Source organism: Sulfurospirillum halorespirans DSM 13726 (assembly GCF_001723605.1).
GTDB lineage: Bacteria > Campylobacterota > Campylobacteria > Campylobacterales > Sulfurospirillaceae > Sulfurospirillum > Sulfurospirillum halorespirans.
Genome location: NZ_CP017111.1, coordinates 913,116 through 928,794, shown reverse-complemented (window position 1 = coordinate 928,794; position 15,679 = coordinate 913,116). Strand labels below are relative to the sequence as shown.

The window sequence follows — 15,679 nt, the reverse complement described above, 5'->3', positions numbered from 1 at the left end:
ACAATCTTTTCAATGATGATACATCAAGAGTTTAAATGAATTGTTACACCTCTTTTTTTTCGTCCGTTTGGTTGCTACTCTCGACCATCGCATTAAGGCTTTTTTTCAGCTTTTGAAGCATGCGGTTGACATGGATGAGATTTTCCGCCGACTGGATGGCGATGTCTTCTGTCGCGTTCACATTTTTATCAAACGTCTTCTTTGCATTCTCGTCAATGCCCATATCTTCGATGACATCTTCAACTTCTTCCGCGAGTTGCTGGAGTTGTGAGACGGCATTTTCTGCTTTTTTGAGCGCATCTTCGGAGTCTTTCATCGCGAGATTGACCTTTTGCACAAAGAGTGAAATGTGCGTTGAAGCTTCTTTGAGCTCATCTTCGCTGTGGGAAGAGAGCGTCACATTTTGCCCCGAAAAACTACTTATATCGCCATGTGCGAGCTCTTTGGCTTTTTGCACAAACCCTTCTAAATGTTCCGTAATCTCTTTGGTCATCACAAACGCATACACGATGATAATAAGCCCAATCAAAAGCGCGATGTACTGAAATTTGAGAAACATATCGTTTTTGGCTTCGCTGTGGTCGGTGTAGAGCCAGACCGCTTCATCCATTGCATTGAGCAGTTGCACGTTTTTTTCATACACAAACGCCAAGTGCTTGTTGATCTCACTCTCCAGTGCGATGACATGGTCTAAGTAGAGCATGTACTCTTCCCAATACGCGTTGTTCTCTTTGACGATGGCGTAGACTTCGGGAGCATTTTTCACCGCAGCATCATCCAAAAAGCTTTTAATGGTTTTGTTGTAAAGTGCCTTGGCATCGGCATAAACGAGCAAGTCTTGTGCATTGGCCGAGCGCAAATAACGATTCACATACAGCCCCATACGTTGAGAGAGCATGCGTTGACGACCTGAAAGATCGATGTGAATGTTGCTGAGATTCGCTCCCACCATGCGTTGCACCACCGTGTCAGAGAGCACGAGGAGTTTTTCGATGCGAGGCGTTAAGACTTCCATATCTGGGCGCACCTCTTCGATGCCGCTTTTAAGCGCTTCAACCTCAACGCGAAACGGAAGCCACAGCGCCATGACCTCTTCCAGTTTGGTTTGGATGCGATCATTTTGAGGGGCGTAAATGCCTTTGGCATCATTGCCGTACAAAAGGTCTTTGAGGCTGCTTTCAAACAGACCGACCGCGGTGTTGAGCTCGCGGAAGTCATTGGTATGGCGATGCACGATGAAAAAGGTCTCTTTACTGATCTTTTGGGAGAGCATGCGCTGTTTGCCTGCGATGTTGATGATGTAGGAGTCTTTTTTGCTCATCTGGTTCATCATGACGGTGAGTGAAATGATGAAAATAATCACAAACGAAAGCAGTCCGCCTGCGAGTTTCATTTTGGTGCTAATGGTGGTTGGTTTAATCATAATGTCCTACTCATAAATCTCTTTGAGCTCTTGAATATTCAAGACCACAACGCTGTTTTTTTCGATCTCAATCGTGCCGTTACGGGTGAGTTTGTTTAAAATACGTGAAAGTGTCTCAGGTTGAATGTGCAACATATAGGCAATTTCATGTTTTTTAAGGCGGTTAAACGTTTCCAGCTCATTAACGAGCATGTGCGCGACTTTCGCCGTTCCATCAAACACAACATCACGGCTAATAATACACTGCATCTGCTGAATCATCTTAAACGACTCTTCCAATATCTTCGTCATCAAACGGTGATTGGTGTAGATCATCGCGCGAAACGGCTCACTTTGGATGGAGAGCACCGTGCTGTCTTCCAAAAATTCGGCGTTCGCGTAACAGCTGATAAAAAAGCTATCAATCAGCTTGGAAACATTGAAAATAAGGGAGTTGGAGTAGAGTTTGTAGAGGAAAATTTCATTATCAAAACGGTCTACCTTGTAAAATTTGACCGAGCCTTTGATGATGTAATAGATCGCATCTTTGGTGTCTTTTTCATAAAAAAGCACATCACCAGCTTTATGGTGACGCACACTGCAAAAGGAGGCGATTTTTTGGATATCGTCACTTTGCAGAGAATCAAACAGTGGCAAGGAAGCAATAAGCGCCAAAGGATCGTTTGTCATCGTTACGCTTTACGGTTTATTTGCTAAAGGTAGCATTTTGCACAATAATCTTGTAAAAATAGCCCGAACCAAAATCTTTATCCACACTCACGACACCTTTTGCGGTCACGATGTCCCCCACTTTAGGAAGCTCTTTGGAGGTAAACACAATACGCCCTACGTCGCTGCCCTCGCCCGTACCATCTTGAATATGAATCCAATTTTGCCCTAAAATATTGGGAGACGCTTTGACAACCTTACCTCGAATCGCAATCGTTTTATCTTTCAAACTGGCGCGTTTTTCCCACGCTTCTTTAACACTCATAGTATCGTTTTGTTTGTAAGGAGACTCTTTAACTTGCTCGTTAATAAGCGCTAAATTGCCCTTTTCAGGAACTTGTGTACGGTACTGAAGGTTCGAGGCAAAAACGATCTCATCAAACGTGCGGTTAAGCGATTTGCTCTCAAAATTTTTGGCACGAAGTTCCTCAGTAAAACGAACTTCCGTCCCTTTTTCAACTTTCGTTCCCTCAACGGCAACCCAGTATTTTTTCTTTGTATCATCAATTTGCAGATAGGTGTAACCACCGCCATTCAGTGTGTCAACCACCGTGCCTTCAAAGACATCTCCTGCATGAAGGGCTAAACTACAAGCAAGCGTCACAAGAGCAATAGAGAATTTTTTCATTTTTCTTCCTTAAGATTTTTATTTTTATATGACATTATAATCAACATTGCAACTACCCCACTGCAGACATAGACCCACATGGGAATTGGCACAGGATCGCCCGTGGCGTAGGAGTGCATCCCTGCTAAGTAAAAGTTCACGCCAAAGTAGGTCATCAAGATGGAGGCAAAGCCTAAAAGCGAAAGCACGGCAAAGAGATAGTGCGAATAAAACCGTGGCACCAGTCTTACATGTAAAATGATCGCGTAGACCAAAATGGAGATATACGCCCACGTCTCCTTAGGGTCCCAACCCCAGTAACGCCCCCACGATTCATTCGCCCAAATACCGCCTAAAAAGTTGCCGATAACCAAAAGGCTCAAGCCCAAAATCAGGGTGATTTCATTGATGGCGGTGAGGTGTTTGATGGTGGCAACGATCTTGGCTGAGCGTTTACATGTAAAGAGTATCAGCGTGAACAGTCCCAACGCACAGCCCAGTGCCAAAAAGCCATAACTCGCTGTAATGATGGAGACATGAACGCTAAGCCAAAACGATTTTAAAACGGGCACAAGATTGGTGATCTCAGGGTCGATGTGCCCCAAGTGTGCGACAAACATAAAGATGCCCGCCATCATCACCGAGCCTGAAAGGGCAAACAACGAACGGCGCAAAAAGAGCATGCAAAAAAGCAGACACGACCACGCGATATAAACGATGGACTCGTACGTATCGCTGAGTGGCGCGTGACCACTGATGTACCAACGCAGTGCGAGTCCACAGGTGTGCACGACAAATAACGTTGCGACGATAAAAAAGAGCGGTCGATCCAGTTTACATGTAAAGGTAGCAGGCGCAAAAACGCGTCCAAACGCGACGACTAAAAGTATCAAACCTAAAAATACATACGCCAAGGTTAAACGCTCAAAAAGCATCAGTTTATTGTAGAAAATTTCGATCTGAATGTGCGTGGATGAGGGCATAATTTCAGCACTATATTTGCTTTGAAACTGCGAAAACGTCTTTACATGTAAAAGTGCTTTGGCGTAATTGCGTTCAAACAGTGCCTCGATAAATGCGGTGGAGCTCTCTTGCACTTTGTCGGCTTCCGCGCCCTCTAATTGCGCAAACATCTGCTCGAAGGCGAGCCATGTGTGGTTGGCATCATGGGGCAGTGGGAAGATTTTAAAGAGGACTCCTTGGTAGAGCATAAAAGCGATGCTCAGGCGCTCATCGACTTTGATCAAATCATTCTCAAAGGTGCCGCGTGTGCTTGGTTTCATCGCAAGCGCTTTTTGAAGCTCTGCGTCTAGTTTGTAGCGATGTCCATCAAAAAAGTCCTCAAAGCTTGCCAATTTTTGATCTTTCGCAATGCCGATGAACTCTCGAAGCTTAGGCGTTTTGGTCTGAATCATCGGCAGATTCTTCCACACACTCGGGTGTGAGAGCATCCCAAGCGCCACTTGCATCGCGTCCATGTCGTACAGGCTATTTTTACCGCTCAGTTTATACAGTACCTCTTGGCTTAACGTATCAAAAGGCTTCATGCGCCCCATGCGCGACTGCACGACCAGTTTTCCAAACGCGTCACTGACCTCTTTGCTGTTCGCTTGATGCTCACTCAAATACGTTTGCACATACTCGCTCTCGCACCATAACGGTGTTTGAACCAACAGCATGAAAACAACCAGAAGTGAACTGCTTTTGACCTCGGAAATGAGCCTACGAAAGCGCGATTTGGGATCAACTAAATTTAAAAGAAGCCCTAAAAAAAGCAGCGTGTAGCCCACATAGGTCACTTCCACCCCAGGGTCTTTGGTGACCGAGAGAATCGTGCCTTTTTCATCGGGATCGTAGAAGGTTTGGAAAAATTTGTACCCTTTGTAGGTGAGTGTATGGTTCATGTAGATCTGCGCATCGAGCGTTGTATTGCCATCTCTTACGTGAACATCGCTGGTATAGGCTGAGGGTGAGCGACTGCCGTAATAGCGTTCTAGCTCAAAGTCATTCAGATGCAGTGCAAACGGTAACGTGATCTCCGCGTTTTTTTCACTGCTAAAGATGAGATTTGAGCTTGAGCCTTCGCGTATTTTCATCACGCCATCGACACCCAAATAACGCGTGAGACCTGATCCTATAAGAATAAGAATAAACGCCGCATGAAAGGTAAAACGGCTTACATGTAAAATCATTTTGGAGCGGTAAAGGGCTATAGCAAGGTTAATCGCACTAAGAACTAAAATCACTTCGTACCAGATAGAATTATAGACATAATAACGCGCTACCGCTGTGCCAAAGTCATTTTCCACAAAGGTTGCAATCGCAGCGCCCACGGCTAAAAAGAAGAGCAGTATCAGCGTTGTTTTGTAGGAGCCAAAAACTTTGAGCAACACGTTTGTCCTTTGTATAACACACTTAAGATGCCACGGTATTGGCAGTTTAAGTATAGCATACACGAAGAGAGGTTTCCCTCTCTTCGGAATGAAGTTTACTTCTTGTTTTTATCGAAGTAAGAAGATTTGCTGTCCACCGCTGGATCAAGAGCAACGGAATTTGGAGCGAGTCTGCCTTTTGCAGATGCCTCTTTTTTCCACTCTTTCTCCAGAGTTTCTTTAAATTTAAGCTTTTCAGCGATCAATGCTGGCATATCGACTTTAGCGATTTTTTGCGCTTTGTCTTTCGTGTCAAAATCAGGTGCAACGTAGTCCATAACACCGTGTTTTGCAAGAACGCTGACCAGTTTTAGACGGGCTTGTTGTGCTTGCTCGTTGGCGGATCCTAAAAGGCGTAAGACCTCTTCAGGAGCGTGGAAGAACGCACCATGACCTGCAATCGCCATATCGCCTCTCCATTGTGCATGACGAATGAGTGTTCTGATCTCTTTAAGCTCATCATCACTTGCACCCACTTCCATCGCTTTTCCCGTCTCGATGTGTGCTTTAGCGATATTATCAAACGCGATGTCCATCATAAAGTCTTTACGCTCCACTTTTTGTTGAACGATGCCTCTGAGTTTATCTTCACTCTCTCTGTGGCAGTTCATACAACTTTTATCCATATTTTTAAGTGGATTTCCAATTTGGTGATCAGAATACTTCACAGAACCCTCTTGTGTGTAAGGCATGTGACAATCCGCACATGAAACACCTTTTTGTCCATGAATACCCGTTCTCCAAAGCTCCCAGTCTGGGTGTTGCGCTTTGATCATTGGTGTTTTAGAAATGCTATGAACCCAGTCAGAGAAGTTGATCTCATCGTAGTATTTTTCCATCGATTCAACGCTCAAACCTTTAGCATATGGAAGGGTCACCACCATCGCTGTTTTGTTCACATCTTTCGCATCTTTCCACTCTGTCTTTTTGAAGTAGTACTCTACGTGACATTGTGCACAAACAAGTGAGCGTTTCTCTTGGTGCGTAGACTCTTCAAAGCTTTTAAGACCTGCAGCGGCTAGACCACGATTGAGATGTGGCACACGAACGCTTAACTGCGCTGTTTTATCATCGTGACACGTTGCACAACCGACTGAGTTAACCACTTGCGCGCCGTATTTTGCCCATTTACCCGTGTAATACTCTAATTCACCATCTTCTTCGATCAAACGAGGAACGTCAGGCGATTTACATGTCCAACATGCTGTTGGCAACGGACCTGTTTTAGCATCGGTTGGAGCGCCGGTTCTAAGGGAATTTACATTGTCTTGTACCGCGTAGTAATGTCCTCGTGGTGCATTGTAATCTTTTGAAAACGGATAACCCGCCCAAGCAACGGCAAGGTAAGGTTTTTTAGCGAGCATATCGTCAATGTTATCGCTCTCTTTGGTTTTTTTCCAAGAATCAAACTGACGTGGATAGTACTTTGCCCACTCTTCACTTTTTGCTTTGCCTTCGATGCCTGCCTCGCTTGGTGCTTTAGCAAGTTCGACTCTTTGTTTTTCTCTTTCGGTGATATTGCCAGCTAACAATGCCATTGCGCCGATAGCAACCAATGAGCCAACCAGTAATACTTTGAACTTATTCATTTTGTACCTTCCTTTTCTATTTTTACACGCTTTAAAAGCAAAGCTCTTAAAGCTACGCTGCGCTATGCACTAAAGCTTGCCTCTTTGAGGCAGAACTCTTTTTATTGCGCTTTAAAAATAAAGCTATTGGACTTCTTTAACACCCAAATTATTCGGTGTCGTGGTAAGACCTCTTACTTTGCCGTGTGGCACGCCCTTATGACACTCCCAACAACGTCTACCCGTAGCGACGCTTGGATCGTCATAATTGTGATTGGCATCCGCATTTTTAACCATTTGTGAGGTTAAACTTGCATGACACGAAATACAATTCTCCTGAACTCTCTTCGCACCATCGTCACTGATTTTAATCGCATTTTTGTACGTATTGAACGTAAATGCTACACTGTGGTTATACCCATCGCGCGCTTTGGCAATGTATTTGTTAACCATATTATCGCGTGGTAAGTGACAATCGATACACCCAGCCCTCTGTGCATGTGAACTGTGTTGCCATGTCGCATATTGCGTATTCATGACGTGACAGTTGATACAGGCTTTTGGATCACTGGAGAGATACGACAGCGCTTTGGATGCGTGAACCACGTAGGCAAAAAAGCCGATGGCTACGACAAAAACAAAGAGTGCCGCGTACTTTAGGAAATTACTCTTTTTCACATTTCCTCCTTTGATGTTCTGTGTTGCTTTACATGTAAAGCAACAACGCCTTATTCGACCCAATACAAGGCAAAATCGCACCTTGTACCCAAAGACTCACAACCTCCTAATTATTAATTTTAATTGAATGTAATAATCTAGTGAAAGCTATAGGGTATTGTATAAAGAAAGGCGAAAAAAAACCTTGACCTATGTCAATGAAATGTAAATAAAGCTAGAGGACTTCTTCCAGTTTCTGCGTGTCTAGAATGCGAATATGATGCTTTTCATCAAGCTCGATAAATCCTGAAGATTTAAACTTAGAAAGGGTACGGGAGAGTGTTTCAGGAGTCAGGTTGAGAATGGAAGCGACTTGAGTGTTTTTAAGCGTTTTAAAGAGTTCGCCATTTTCGAGGATGAACTTCGCCACTTTGGCATCGGCGGTTAAAATCACCTCTTTTTGAATGACATCAATCAAAATTTTATGCTTTGCAATGAGCGATTTAATAATCTCAAACGAAATGTCAGGATTTTTGAAAAAATCATGCTCCAACGCCTTGTAGTCGATGCGAAGCACTTCACTCTCACTCATAAATTCCGCCGTTGCAGGGTAAGGAATGTTCTCAAAATTTGCCAGTTCCGCGACTAAACCACCTGGGTAAAACTGGTGCAAAAAGATCTGTTGTCCTTTGTGATTGGTTTTATAGACTTTGAGCGTTCCTTGAAGCAGTACATAAAGATAAATGGGCGCATCGCCTTCGTAAAACAAAATCTCTTTGGCGCTAAACTTTTTGATGACCGAAATCTTCTTAAGCTTTTCAAGTTGTGCGTCGTTTAGTTTTGAAAAACAAGAAACGTTTCGAATTCTATCCATGGGATAAAGCCTTTCAATAAAAGTGAGCTATCCTAACTTAAGCATGATTAGAACTTTCTTTAAACTATAAAATATTTTCTTTTTCGAGTATAACTTTTCTATCAAAATTGACTCAGGCTTAGAAAGAGAATAGAGATCAAGGAGAGAATAAAATTAGCCAATACTTATAATATTTTTTACTGCCAAGACAGAAAGAAATATTTTTAATATAAAAATTAATTTTTTACTATCTAGTTTATTTCTTAATTTTGTTCCAACATAAGAGCCCAAAATTGAGCCAACAACCATATTAGTGACGATACTAAGGTAGTCATAAAAAACAAATCCAAAATAGATAAAAACAGTGATTTTTAATATATGCGTTATACTCATAAGAATAGCTGATGTAGCAACTACTTTATTTTTATCTTTAAATTCTTTAAGTAATTTTGTCATTGCAAGCTGCCCCGTTGTACCAACAATAACAGATACTCCTGTTTGAAAAAATCCAATGACATAATAACTTTCATATTTCATTATTTTAGTATTAAAATTTCGTGACCATAATGACAATAAAATATATACTCCTATCAATAAAGGAATATATGTTAGAGATATCGTTTTTAAAAAATACATAAATATTCCAACACCAATGAATGATCCTACTAAAAATTTTGGTATGACTTGAAATTGTATATCTTTGTATCCAAAATAAGCTCTTGATAAATTACTTGTAATTTGATTTAACCCATGTATAGGGATGAGAGCATTAAGAGGTAAAAATGAAGGAAGTATAGCAATGAGTAATAATCCGCCACCGATACCAATGACCCCTGTTATGACGGATGTACAAAAACTAATAAACCCTAAAGTTAATTCATCCATTGTATATTCTTCCTAAAATTTAAGAAATTGCAACACTGTTGATGGAACCTCATTTACAAAATCTTTATGGTTTTGGCATATTAAATTTTCATGTTTATCTAAATTGTTGAAGCTTACCATTTAAGGTTTCAGATAAACGAGAAAGATGATCTGCCGCTGCTGCAATCTCCTCAACACTTCTAGCATTTTGGAAGGTTAAGGTGTTGATGTTAGAGACCATATCCGCAATCTTATCGGTATCGCTTGAAATCTTTCGAGAGTTTTGTGCACTCGTACTGACAGACTCAACACTGTTTTGCATCACTTGACTTGTCCCCATAATGGTGTTTTCGACTACGCTTGAAACCGCTGAGAGTCGTTGAATGTTTTTTGCATTTTTATTCATTTGATCGGATGAATTCACAATGGACTGAACAATGACATTAATAGTGGCATTGATCTCTGTGAGTGAGATTTGGGTTCGTTCAGCCAATTTACGTACTTCATTGGCAACTACAGCAAAGCCCCTGCCATGCTCACCAGCCCTTGCTGCTTCAATAGCGGCATTTAAAGCTAAAAGATTGGTTTGATCAGCAATATCTGAAATAACCGTTAAGATTTGTTTCACTTGTTCGGCATCTTTACTCATCTGCTCTAACTGTCCTGCAAGTGCTGTTTCTGCTTCGCTTGCTTGATCAACTTCATTTCGCAAGGAGATAATTTCATCTTTAGCATGGTTTAGTTTTTTACCCGCATCTATAATTTCCTCTTTCATACTCTCAGAGAGTTTAGCTGTCTCTTGAACAAAGGATTTGATGCTGTCTATCTCAAAAATGGTATTTTCAACAATGATCGAGCTTTGCTCTGCATTTCTTCCTATCTGCATACTGGTCGTGCTTAACTCATGAGAAACAGAGGCATTTTCATTGGAAGAGTTTTTGGCATCTACAATGGTATTTTCTAAGGTTGTAACCAAATCATTAAAGCTATCAACAATCTCTTTGATTTCATTGTTCTTTTCATAACCAATTCTGAATTTAAGATTTTTATCTTTGACAAAATGTGTGATACTGTCTCTGATTAAGTGTACGCCTTGCATGATGTTATTCTTAATAAGATAACTGAGCATAACCGTTAAAAGTATGACCAACGTGATAATAATGGTCATTTCAATGCTTGCAGTCTGTTTAGTAGCTTGAGCTACAAGAGCATTGTTTTCCGAAAGTTTTTTATTGTACGTCATTTGCTCATCGATGGTATCGGTTAAATTACGTGACATTTTTCGATTTTTAAGCATAAAGTCTTTCGCTTCTGCTTTTTTATCTTCACGGGATAGTTGCAAAACTTTATCTGCCATCGCTATGTAGATGGCGTAAAGCTGTTTCTCTTTTTCATAAATTTCTTTATCTTGGGCATCAGATAAATATGTCTCATAATTTTTTAAATTCGTTTCATATTCTGCTCTGTAAGTACGATACCTATCATCAAGTATTTTGATTTCATCTTTATTATTGACATCTGTGCCTATATGTTCCCACAATAAAAGCCTAATGCGATAAAACCCTCTTTGCATATCATCCAACAACAATACGCTGGGTAATGTCTCTTTTTGACAGGTAGTAGTGGTTGTATAGATTTGATCCATTTTGAGTAAGCTGATACCAAAAATCGTGGAAGCACCTACAATAGCAGATACCAACATAATAAGGAGTTGCTTTGAGAGTGTCATAGAGATCCTTTAGTGAAGTAACAAATTTTTAACTCATACAGGGGGCATCCATTAAACGGATGCTCCCTGTTTTACCTTTCAAGAGACATAAACCCTAAAGCAGAGGTGACACATTAAAATTTATAATTTGCGTTAAAGATTAACTCATCCAAATCCATTGTAAGCTTGGTATTGTTTAAATAGCGTGTTGTTTCAATGTGTTATTGATCATACGGTAGTACTTATTTGGCTATATCTCGTGCAACGGCTGCTGGAATAAGCCCTTGTGCTCTCAAACGAGGAAAATTTTCCTTAGCGGTGAGAAATATGACGAGCTCTTGCGCTGCTGCTGGCTCTTTACTCCCTTTCGCAACGCCAACAGAGAAAATAGTCACTTTTTGATAAGGAGAAGGAATAGAACCCACCAAATCAACACTGCCATTTTCTCCGGTAAAAGGCACGATTTCACTCACTTGTTGAAAACCGATTTCCAGATCGCCACGCCCAACCCACGTAGCAACACGATCACCTACAATCAGCTTAGTTTTAGCTTTGACATCTTCTCCAAAATAGGGGAATACCTTTTCGTTCAAGTGGGTTCCACTAGCACTTGCAGAGTATCCAATCGATTTTGCATCTACTAACACCTTGTCAAATTGAGCTTGTGTACTAATGTCTGGCTTTGGTTGTCCTTTTTTCACCATCATACCAATTGACGAGTGAACGAGATCTACCCTACTTCCTTTGAGTGCAAAATCATCGGCAATCATTTTATCCAGTTGATCACTGGCGAGTATGATAAGATCGAATGTTTCACCGTTTTTAAGACGGTTAGGAATAGACGTTGCAGAAGCACCCATCGATGAACCAGAAGAGAGATGGATTTGGTGCCCTGTTTTTTCTTCAAACACCGGCTTTAATTCAGCCATAGTGGCATAAAAAGCTCCTGAACTGATAACTTCAATGGTTGCAGCCTGTACCCCAAATACGAATAAAAGGGATAAAAATGCAACCGACGTCACTTTAGAAAAAAACTTTAACATCACTTTACTCCTAAGATCAGTGTCGTATTTTAAATACTTGAGAGAGGAGGATTGTCAAAACAGTTTTCAACGTACCTACCTCTATGCCCAAGTCTTATGCAAGTTTACTTGCATCAATCACGTTGTAATCAAGTCCTAATTTCTTAGCAGGAACCCCTAGTGCTAAACCCACCAATTGAGAGAGGTGGAGCACTGGCACACGCGCTTTAGACTTTGTTGTATCTTGTGCATCATCTTGATAGATGTCTAATTGCATTTGACACAAAGGACAAGGAGTGACTACACAGTCTGCTTTAGACTCAGCTGCACTGTTAACAATGCCACTGGTCATCTTCATAACAGACTTCTCCGCTGGATAAACCGCGTGGAAACCACAGCAGTCCAAACGTTTTTCAAAAGGTACAACCTCTGCCCCCAACGCTTTGACAACGGTTTCAAAACTGGTTGGATTCACTGAACTTTCAAATCCAAGATCTTTGCCAGGTCTTACACTGTGACAGCCGTAAAAAACAGCTACTTTTAGACCTGAGAGAGGTTTTTTTACTTTAGACTTAATCATCTCAGCATTTTGAGCCAAGACCCAAAGAAGGCTTGTAACTTCACTGGTTCCTTTATAAGTCATGTTACCTTTTGCAAGGTAGGTATTGATTTTCTCTTTTTGACCATTGTCTAATTGTATTTTTGCACGACGCAACATGAGTAAACAGGTACTGCATGTTGTAAGAACTGGCAAGTTCATCTTCTCTGCCAAAGCAAGGTTACGTGCATTGGCAACCAAGGTTGCTAGAGGATCAACGTCTTGTGCTTGAGAAGCACCACAACAACTCCATCCATTAATCTCTTTAAGTTTAATGCCTAAAATTGGGGCTATGGCTTCAAGAGACATTTTCGCTTCAATAGCGGCTTGAGTAAGCACGCATCCAGGGAAAAAAGCAAATTCATTTTGCATACGTTACTCCTTGTTTGCAGCTTGTGCTGCTTTAATCATTTTTACTAAATCTTTGTGACCTTCAATGGTATGACCACCGAAAATCTCAAGTGGATTCATTTTACCTGCACGCATTAAGGTAACTGCTGTGCCTGCACGAAGTGCGGTACTAACACCTTCCGTTCTAAGTGCTAGACGAATTTCATTGAGGCGACCTGAATCTTCAACTAAGTCTGTATAGAATGATTTAGCGTGTGCTGGGCCAACGCCAGAATTCAAGCCTTTTCTCATAGCCATTGCACGAAGTCCTGCGATGTCTTCTGCTGCGCTAATATGTTTTGGACAGCGGTTTGTACACTCATGGCAGTGAACACAGTTCCAAAGGCCATTGGTGACAGAAGGTTTAACGTGAATCATCGGATCTTTTGTACGTGAGTCATTCGCTACTTTCCATGCACGAGTATAAACAAATGGCTCCATATAATCACTACGATCTGCTGAGAGCTTATTACACTCTGAAGCACACACACCACATAAGATACAATCCCATTGTCCTACAATACGATCGTATTGCTCTTGGTTTTGGCGACAACCCTCTTTTTCTGAAAATTCCGATTTTGCAACCAAACCTGGTTTTACTTTACGAAGATTCTCAATAGCAGGTTCCCAATCTACTGCAAGATCAGAAATGACCGTATAATTAGAGAGTGGAGAGATACGAAATATATCGGTATCTTTGTACTCTTCAAAAAGCTCTGTCATTTTGGTATCACATGCAAGATACGCGTGACCATTCACACGCACCCCACAGGCACCACAAATTGCCATACGGCATGAAGCTGTAAAGTTAAGCGTAAGATCTTGGTGTTGTTTAATAAAAAGCAAAGTCCCTAACAAGGTCAACGCTTCTATATCCTTTTTCTCTACCGTATAGGTTTGTTGATAATTTTTGTTGCCATCAAAGCGATCAATGATAAATTTCATTAGTATTTCCTCTCTTCAATTTTAAACTGACCGACAACAACATCTTTCCAGTCTAAATGCATTTTACCGCTCTCATCCATGGTGACCATGGAGTGCTTCAAGAAGTTTGCGTCATCACGTTTTAAGTAATCTTCTCTAAAGTGAGAACCACGTGACTCTTTACGCGCCGTAGCACCCATAAGTGCAGCACGAGAAGCAAGCAACAAGTTACCAAGTTCAACATACTCTGTATAGGCTGTGTTAAACACAGGATTAGCATTTGGGATACGAATTGCTTCGTAACGTGCTTGGAATTCAGCATGTTTGTCAGCAAGAGCGAGTAATTTAGACTCAGTTCTAAAGATACCCATGTTGTACCAGTTAGCAGCACCCATTTCTTCACGAAGGGCGTACATGTCGTTATCATTGCCTTTACCAGAGCTGGTTATCTCTTTAAAATGACTTGTCCATTTGAGTGTTAAATCATTAAGGCGTTTACCTTTACCAAAATCTGCTTTAGCCGCATACTCTGCTGCATTAATACCTGCAATTCTTCCTGTAACGGTTGCATCACACAGTGAGTTACCACCCAAACGGTTTGCACCATGAATGGATACACATGAAGCTTCACCCGCTGCAAAAAGACCAGGAGCAGGAGTAGCCATCGTGTCAATACTTGTGACATGAATACCACCCATGGAGTAGTGCGCTGTTGGGCGAATTGCAATTGGTTTTTCAACCAAATCCATGTTTTCAAACAACATACCAATGTGGCGGATTTGAGGTAAATCTCTCATGATTTTTTCTTTACCCAAATGCGTTACATCAAGCAGTACATACGCTTCCATATCGTGACCAAACGCACGACCTTCACGAATCTCTGTCTCAATAGAACGTGCAACAATATCACGAGGGGCAAGTTCCATTTTGTTTGGTACATAGCGTTTCATAAAACGTTCCCCTAGGTTATTGAGCAAGATACCACCTTCTCCTCGTGCCGCTTCGGTAATCAATGTACCACCATGGCAGACACCGGTTGGGTGGAATTGAAGCATCTCTGGGTCTTTAAACGCTAATCCAGCACGAAGGACCGCTGCCGCACCATCACCTGTTGCGATGTAGGGGGTTGATGTTCTGTTCCAAAATACGCGGGTATAGCCGCCCGTTGCTAAAACGACAGATTTTGCACGAACAGGAGCGATATCACCCGTGCGGATATTTCTAAGAACAACACCCTCGCAGTGACCATCTTCAATACTAAGATCGAGCATATGATGATCCATCAAAAACTTTACACCGTTTTTAAGCGCGTCATCTAAACAGGTATGGGTAAGAATATGCCCTGTTTTATCCGAAGCAAAGTTACAACGGATTTTTGAAGCACCACCCGCGTAGCGTTTATTGACTTCGCCTTTGGCATTACGAGAAAACGGCATACCAAGGTAGTCAAGTTCATGAATTGCCGCACCTGCGTATGTAGCAAATTTAAGTGCGGTATCTTGATCAACCAAGAAGTCACCACCTTTTACGGTATCTTTCGCGTGAAGCTCAAATGAGTCTCCTTCGCTAAAATCAATAACGCCGTTAATGCCACCCTCTGCCATGGTTGTAGCACTTCTGGTTGGCATGACTTTACTCACAACAACAACACTTAGATTTGGGTTCTTTTTACGTGCGGCAACAGCAGCACGAAGCCCTGCAGCACCTGAACCAATAATCAATACATCACATGTTGGCATTCCTGAAGTATTGGGTGTGGAGGTTGAAGTCGCAGCAAAAGCTTGCTCAACACCACCCGTACTTACCGCTAATGCACCCATGGTAATACAGGCTGACTGCAGAAACTCTCTTCTGGTAAACTGTTCACTCATAAGATTTCCTCGTAAATGATTTTATAAATTTAAAATTATATTTTTTAAATACAT

Annotated in this window: 13 protein-coding genes; all 13 read right to left on the bottom strand. The window is 41.6% G+C overall.

The annotated features are described in order from the left end of the window. Positions 1 to 43 precede the first annotated feature (43 nt). Positions 44 to 1,423 (bottom strand): type IV pili methyl-accepting chemotaxis transducer N-terminal domain-containing protein, encoded by a 1,380-nt coding sequence (locus tag SHALO_RS04575; protein ID WP_069477553.1) that lies wholly within the window; start codon positions 1,421 to 1,423, stop codon positions 44 to 46. A gap of 6 nt (positions 1,424 to 1,429) precedes the next feature. After that, entirely contained in the window at positions 1,430 to 2,092 is a 663-nt protein-coding gene (locus tag SHALO_RS04570) for a Crp/Fnr family transcriptional regulator (protein WP_069477552.1), read from the bottom strand. Positions 2,093 to 2,108: 16 nt separating this feature from the next. Continuing rightward, the gene (locus SHALO_RS04565) at positions 2,109 to 2,759 is read right to left on the bottom strand and encodes a hypothetical protein (RefSeq protein WP_069477551.1); all 651 of its coding nucleotides are present in this window, start codon (positions 2,757 to 2,759) and stop codon (positions 2,109 to 2,111) included. After that, positions 2,756 to 5,131, bottom strand: a complete 2,376-nt coding sequence (ccsA, locus tag SHALO_RS04560) for a cytochrome c biogenesis protein CcsA (protein WP_084010710.1) — start codon at positions 5,129 to 5,131, stop codon at positions 2,756 to 2,758. The genes SHALO_RS04565 and ccsA overlap by 4 nt, the downstream gene beginning before the upstream one ends. A gap of 95 nt (positions 5,132 to 5,226) precedes the next feature. Further along, positions 5,227 to 6,759, bottom strand: a complete 1,533-nt coding sequence (nrfA, locus tag SHALO_RS04555) for an ammonia-forming cytochrome c nitrite reductase (RefSeq protein ID WP_069477550.1) — start codon at positions 6,757 to 6,759, stop codon at positions 5,227 to 5,229. 123 nt (positions 6,760 to 6,882) lie between these two features. Then, positions 6,883 to 7,416 (bottom strand): cytochrome c nitrite reductase small subunit, encoded by a 534-nt coding sequence (nrfH, locus tag SHALO_RS04550; RefSeq protein ID WP_069477549.1) that lies wholly within the window; start codon positions 7,414 to 7,416, stop codon positions 6,883 to 6,885. A gap of 214 nt (positions 7,417 to 7,630) precedes the next feature. Next, positions 7,631 to 8,269 carry a Crp/Fnr family transcriptional regulator gene (locus tag SHALO_RS04545; protein WP_069477548.1) on the bottom strand — a complete coding sequence of 213 codons (639 nt, stop codon included), beginning with the start codon at positions 8,267 to 8,269 and terminating at the stop codon, positions 7,631 to 7,633. A 153-nt stretch (positions 8,270 to 8,422) separates the two neighbouring features. Continuing rightward, complete coding sequence (locus SHALO_RS04540) at positions 8,423 to 9,133, bottom strand: sulfite exporter TauE/SafE family protein (RefSeq protein WP_069477547.1); 711 nt, start codon at positions 9,131 to 9,133, stop codon at positions 8,423 to 8,425. Positions 9,134 to 9,227: 94 nt separating this feature from the next. Continuing rightward, the gene (locus SHALO_RS04535; RefSeq protein WP_069477546.1) at positions 9,228 to 10,841 is read right to left on the bottom strand and encodes a methyl-accepting chemotaxis protein; all 1,614 of its coding nucleotides are present in this window, start codon (positions 10,839 to 10,841) and stop codon (positions 9,228 to 9,230) included. 221 nt (positions 10,842 to 11,062) lie between these two features. Next, on the bottom strand, positions 11,063 to 11,863 hold the full coding sequence (locus tag SHALO_RS04530; protein ID WP_069477545.1) for a substrate-binding domain-containing protein: 801 nt from the start codon (positions 11,861 to 11,863) through the stop codon (positions 11,063 to 11,065). A 94-nt stretch (positions 11,864 to 11,957) separates the two neighbouring features. After that, on the bottom strand, positions 11,958 to 12,812 hold the full coding sequence (sdhE, locus tag SHALO_RS04525; RefSeq protein ID WP_069477544.1) for an 8-methylmenaquinol:fumarate reductase membrane anchor subunit: 855 nt from the start codon (positions 12,810 to 12,812) through the stop codon (positions 11,958 to 11,960). Between the two features lie 3 nt (positions 12,813 to 12,815). Next, positions 12,816 to 13,775, bottom strand: coding sequence for an 8-methylmenaquinol:fumarate reductase iron-sulfur subunit (gene sdhB / locus SHALO_RS04520; protein WP_069477543.1), 960 nt, complete (start codon positions 13,773 to 13,775; stop codon positions 12,816 to 12,818). Then, complete coding sequence (gene sdhA / locus SHALO_RS04515) at positions 13,775 to 15,625, bottom strand: 8-methylmenaquinol:fumarate reductase flavoprotein subunit (protein WP_069477542.1); 1,851 nt, start codon at positions 15,623 to 15,625, stop codon at positions 13,775 to 13,777. Before sdhA ends, sdhB begins: the two co-directional genes overlap by 1 nt. Positions 15,626 to 15,679: the final 54 nt, after the last annotated feature.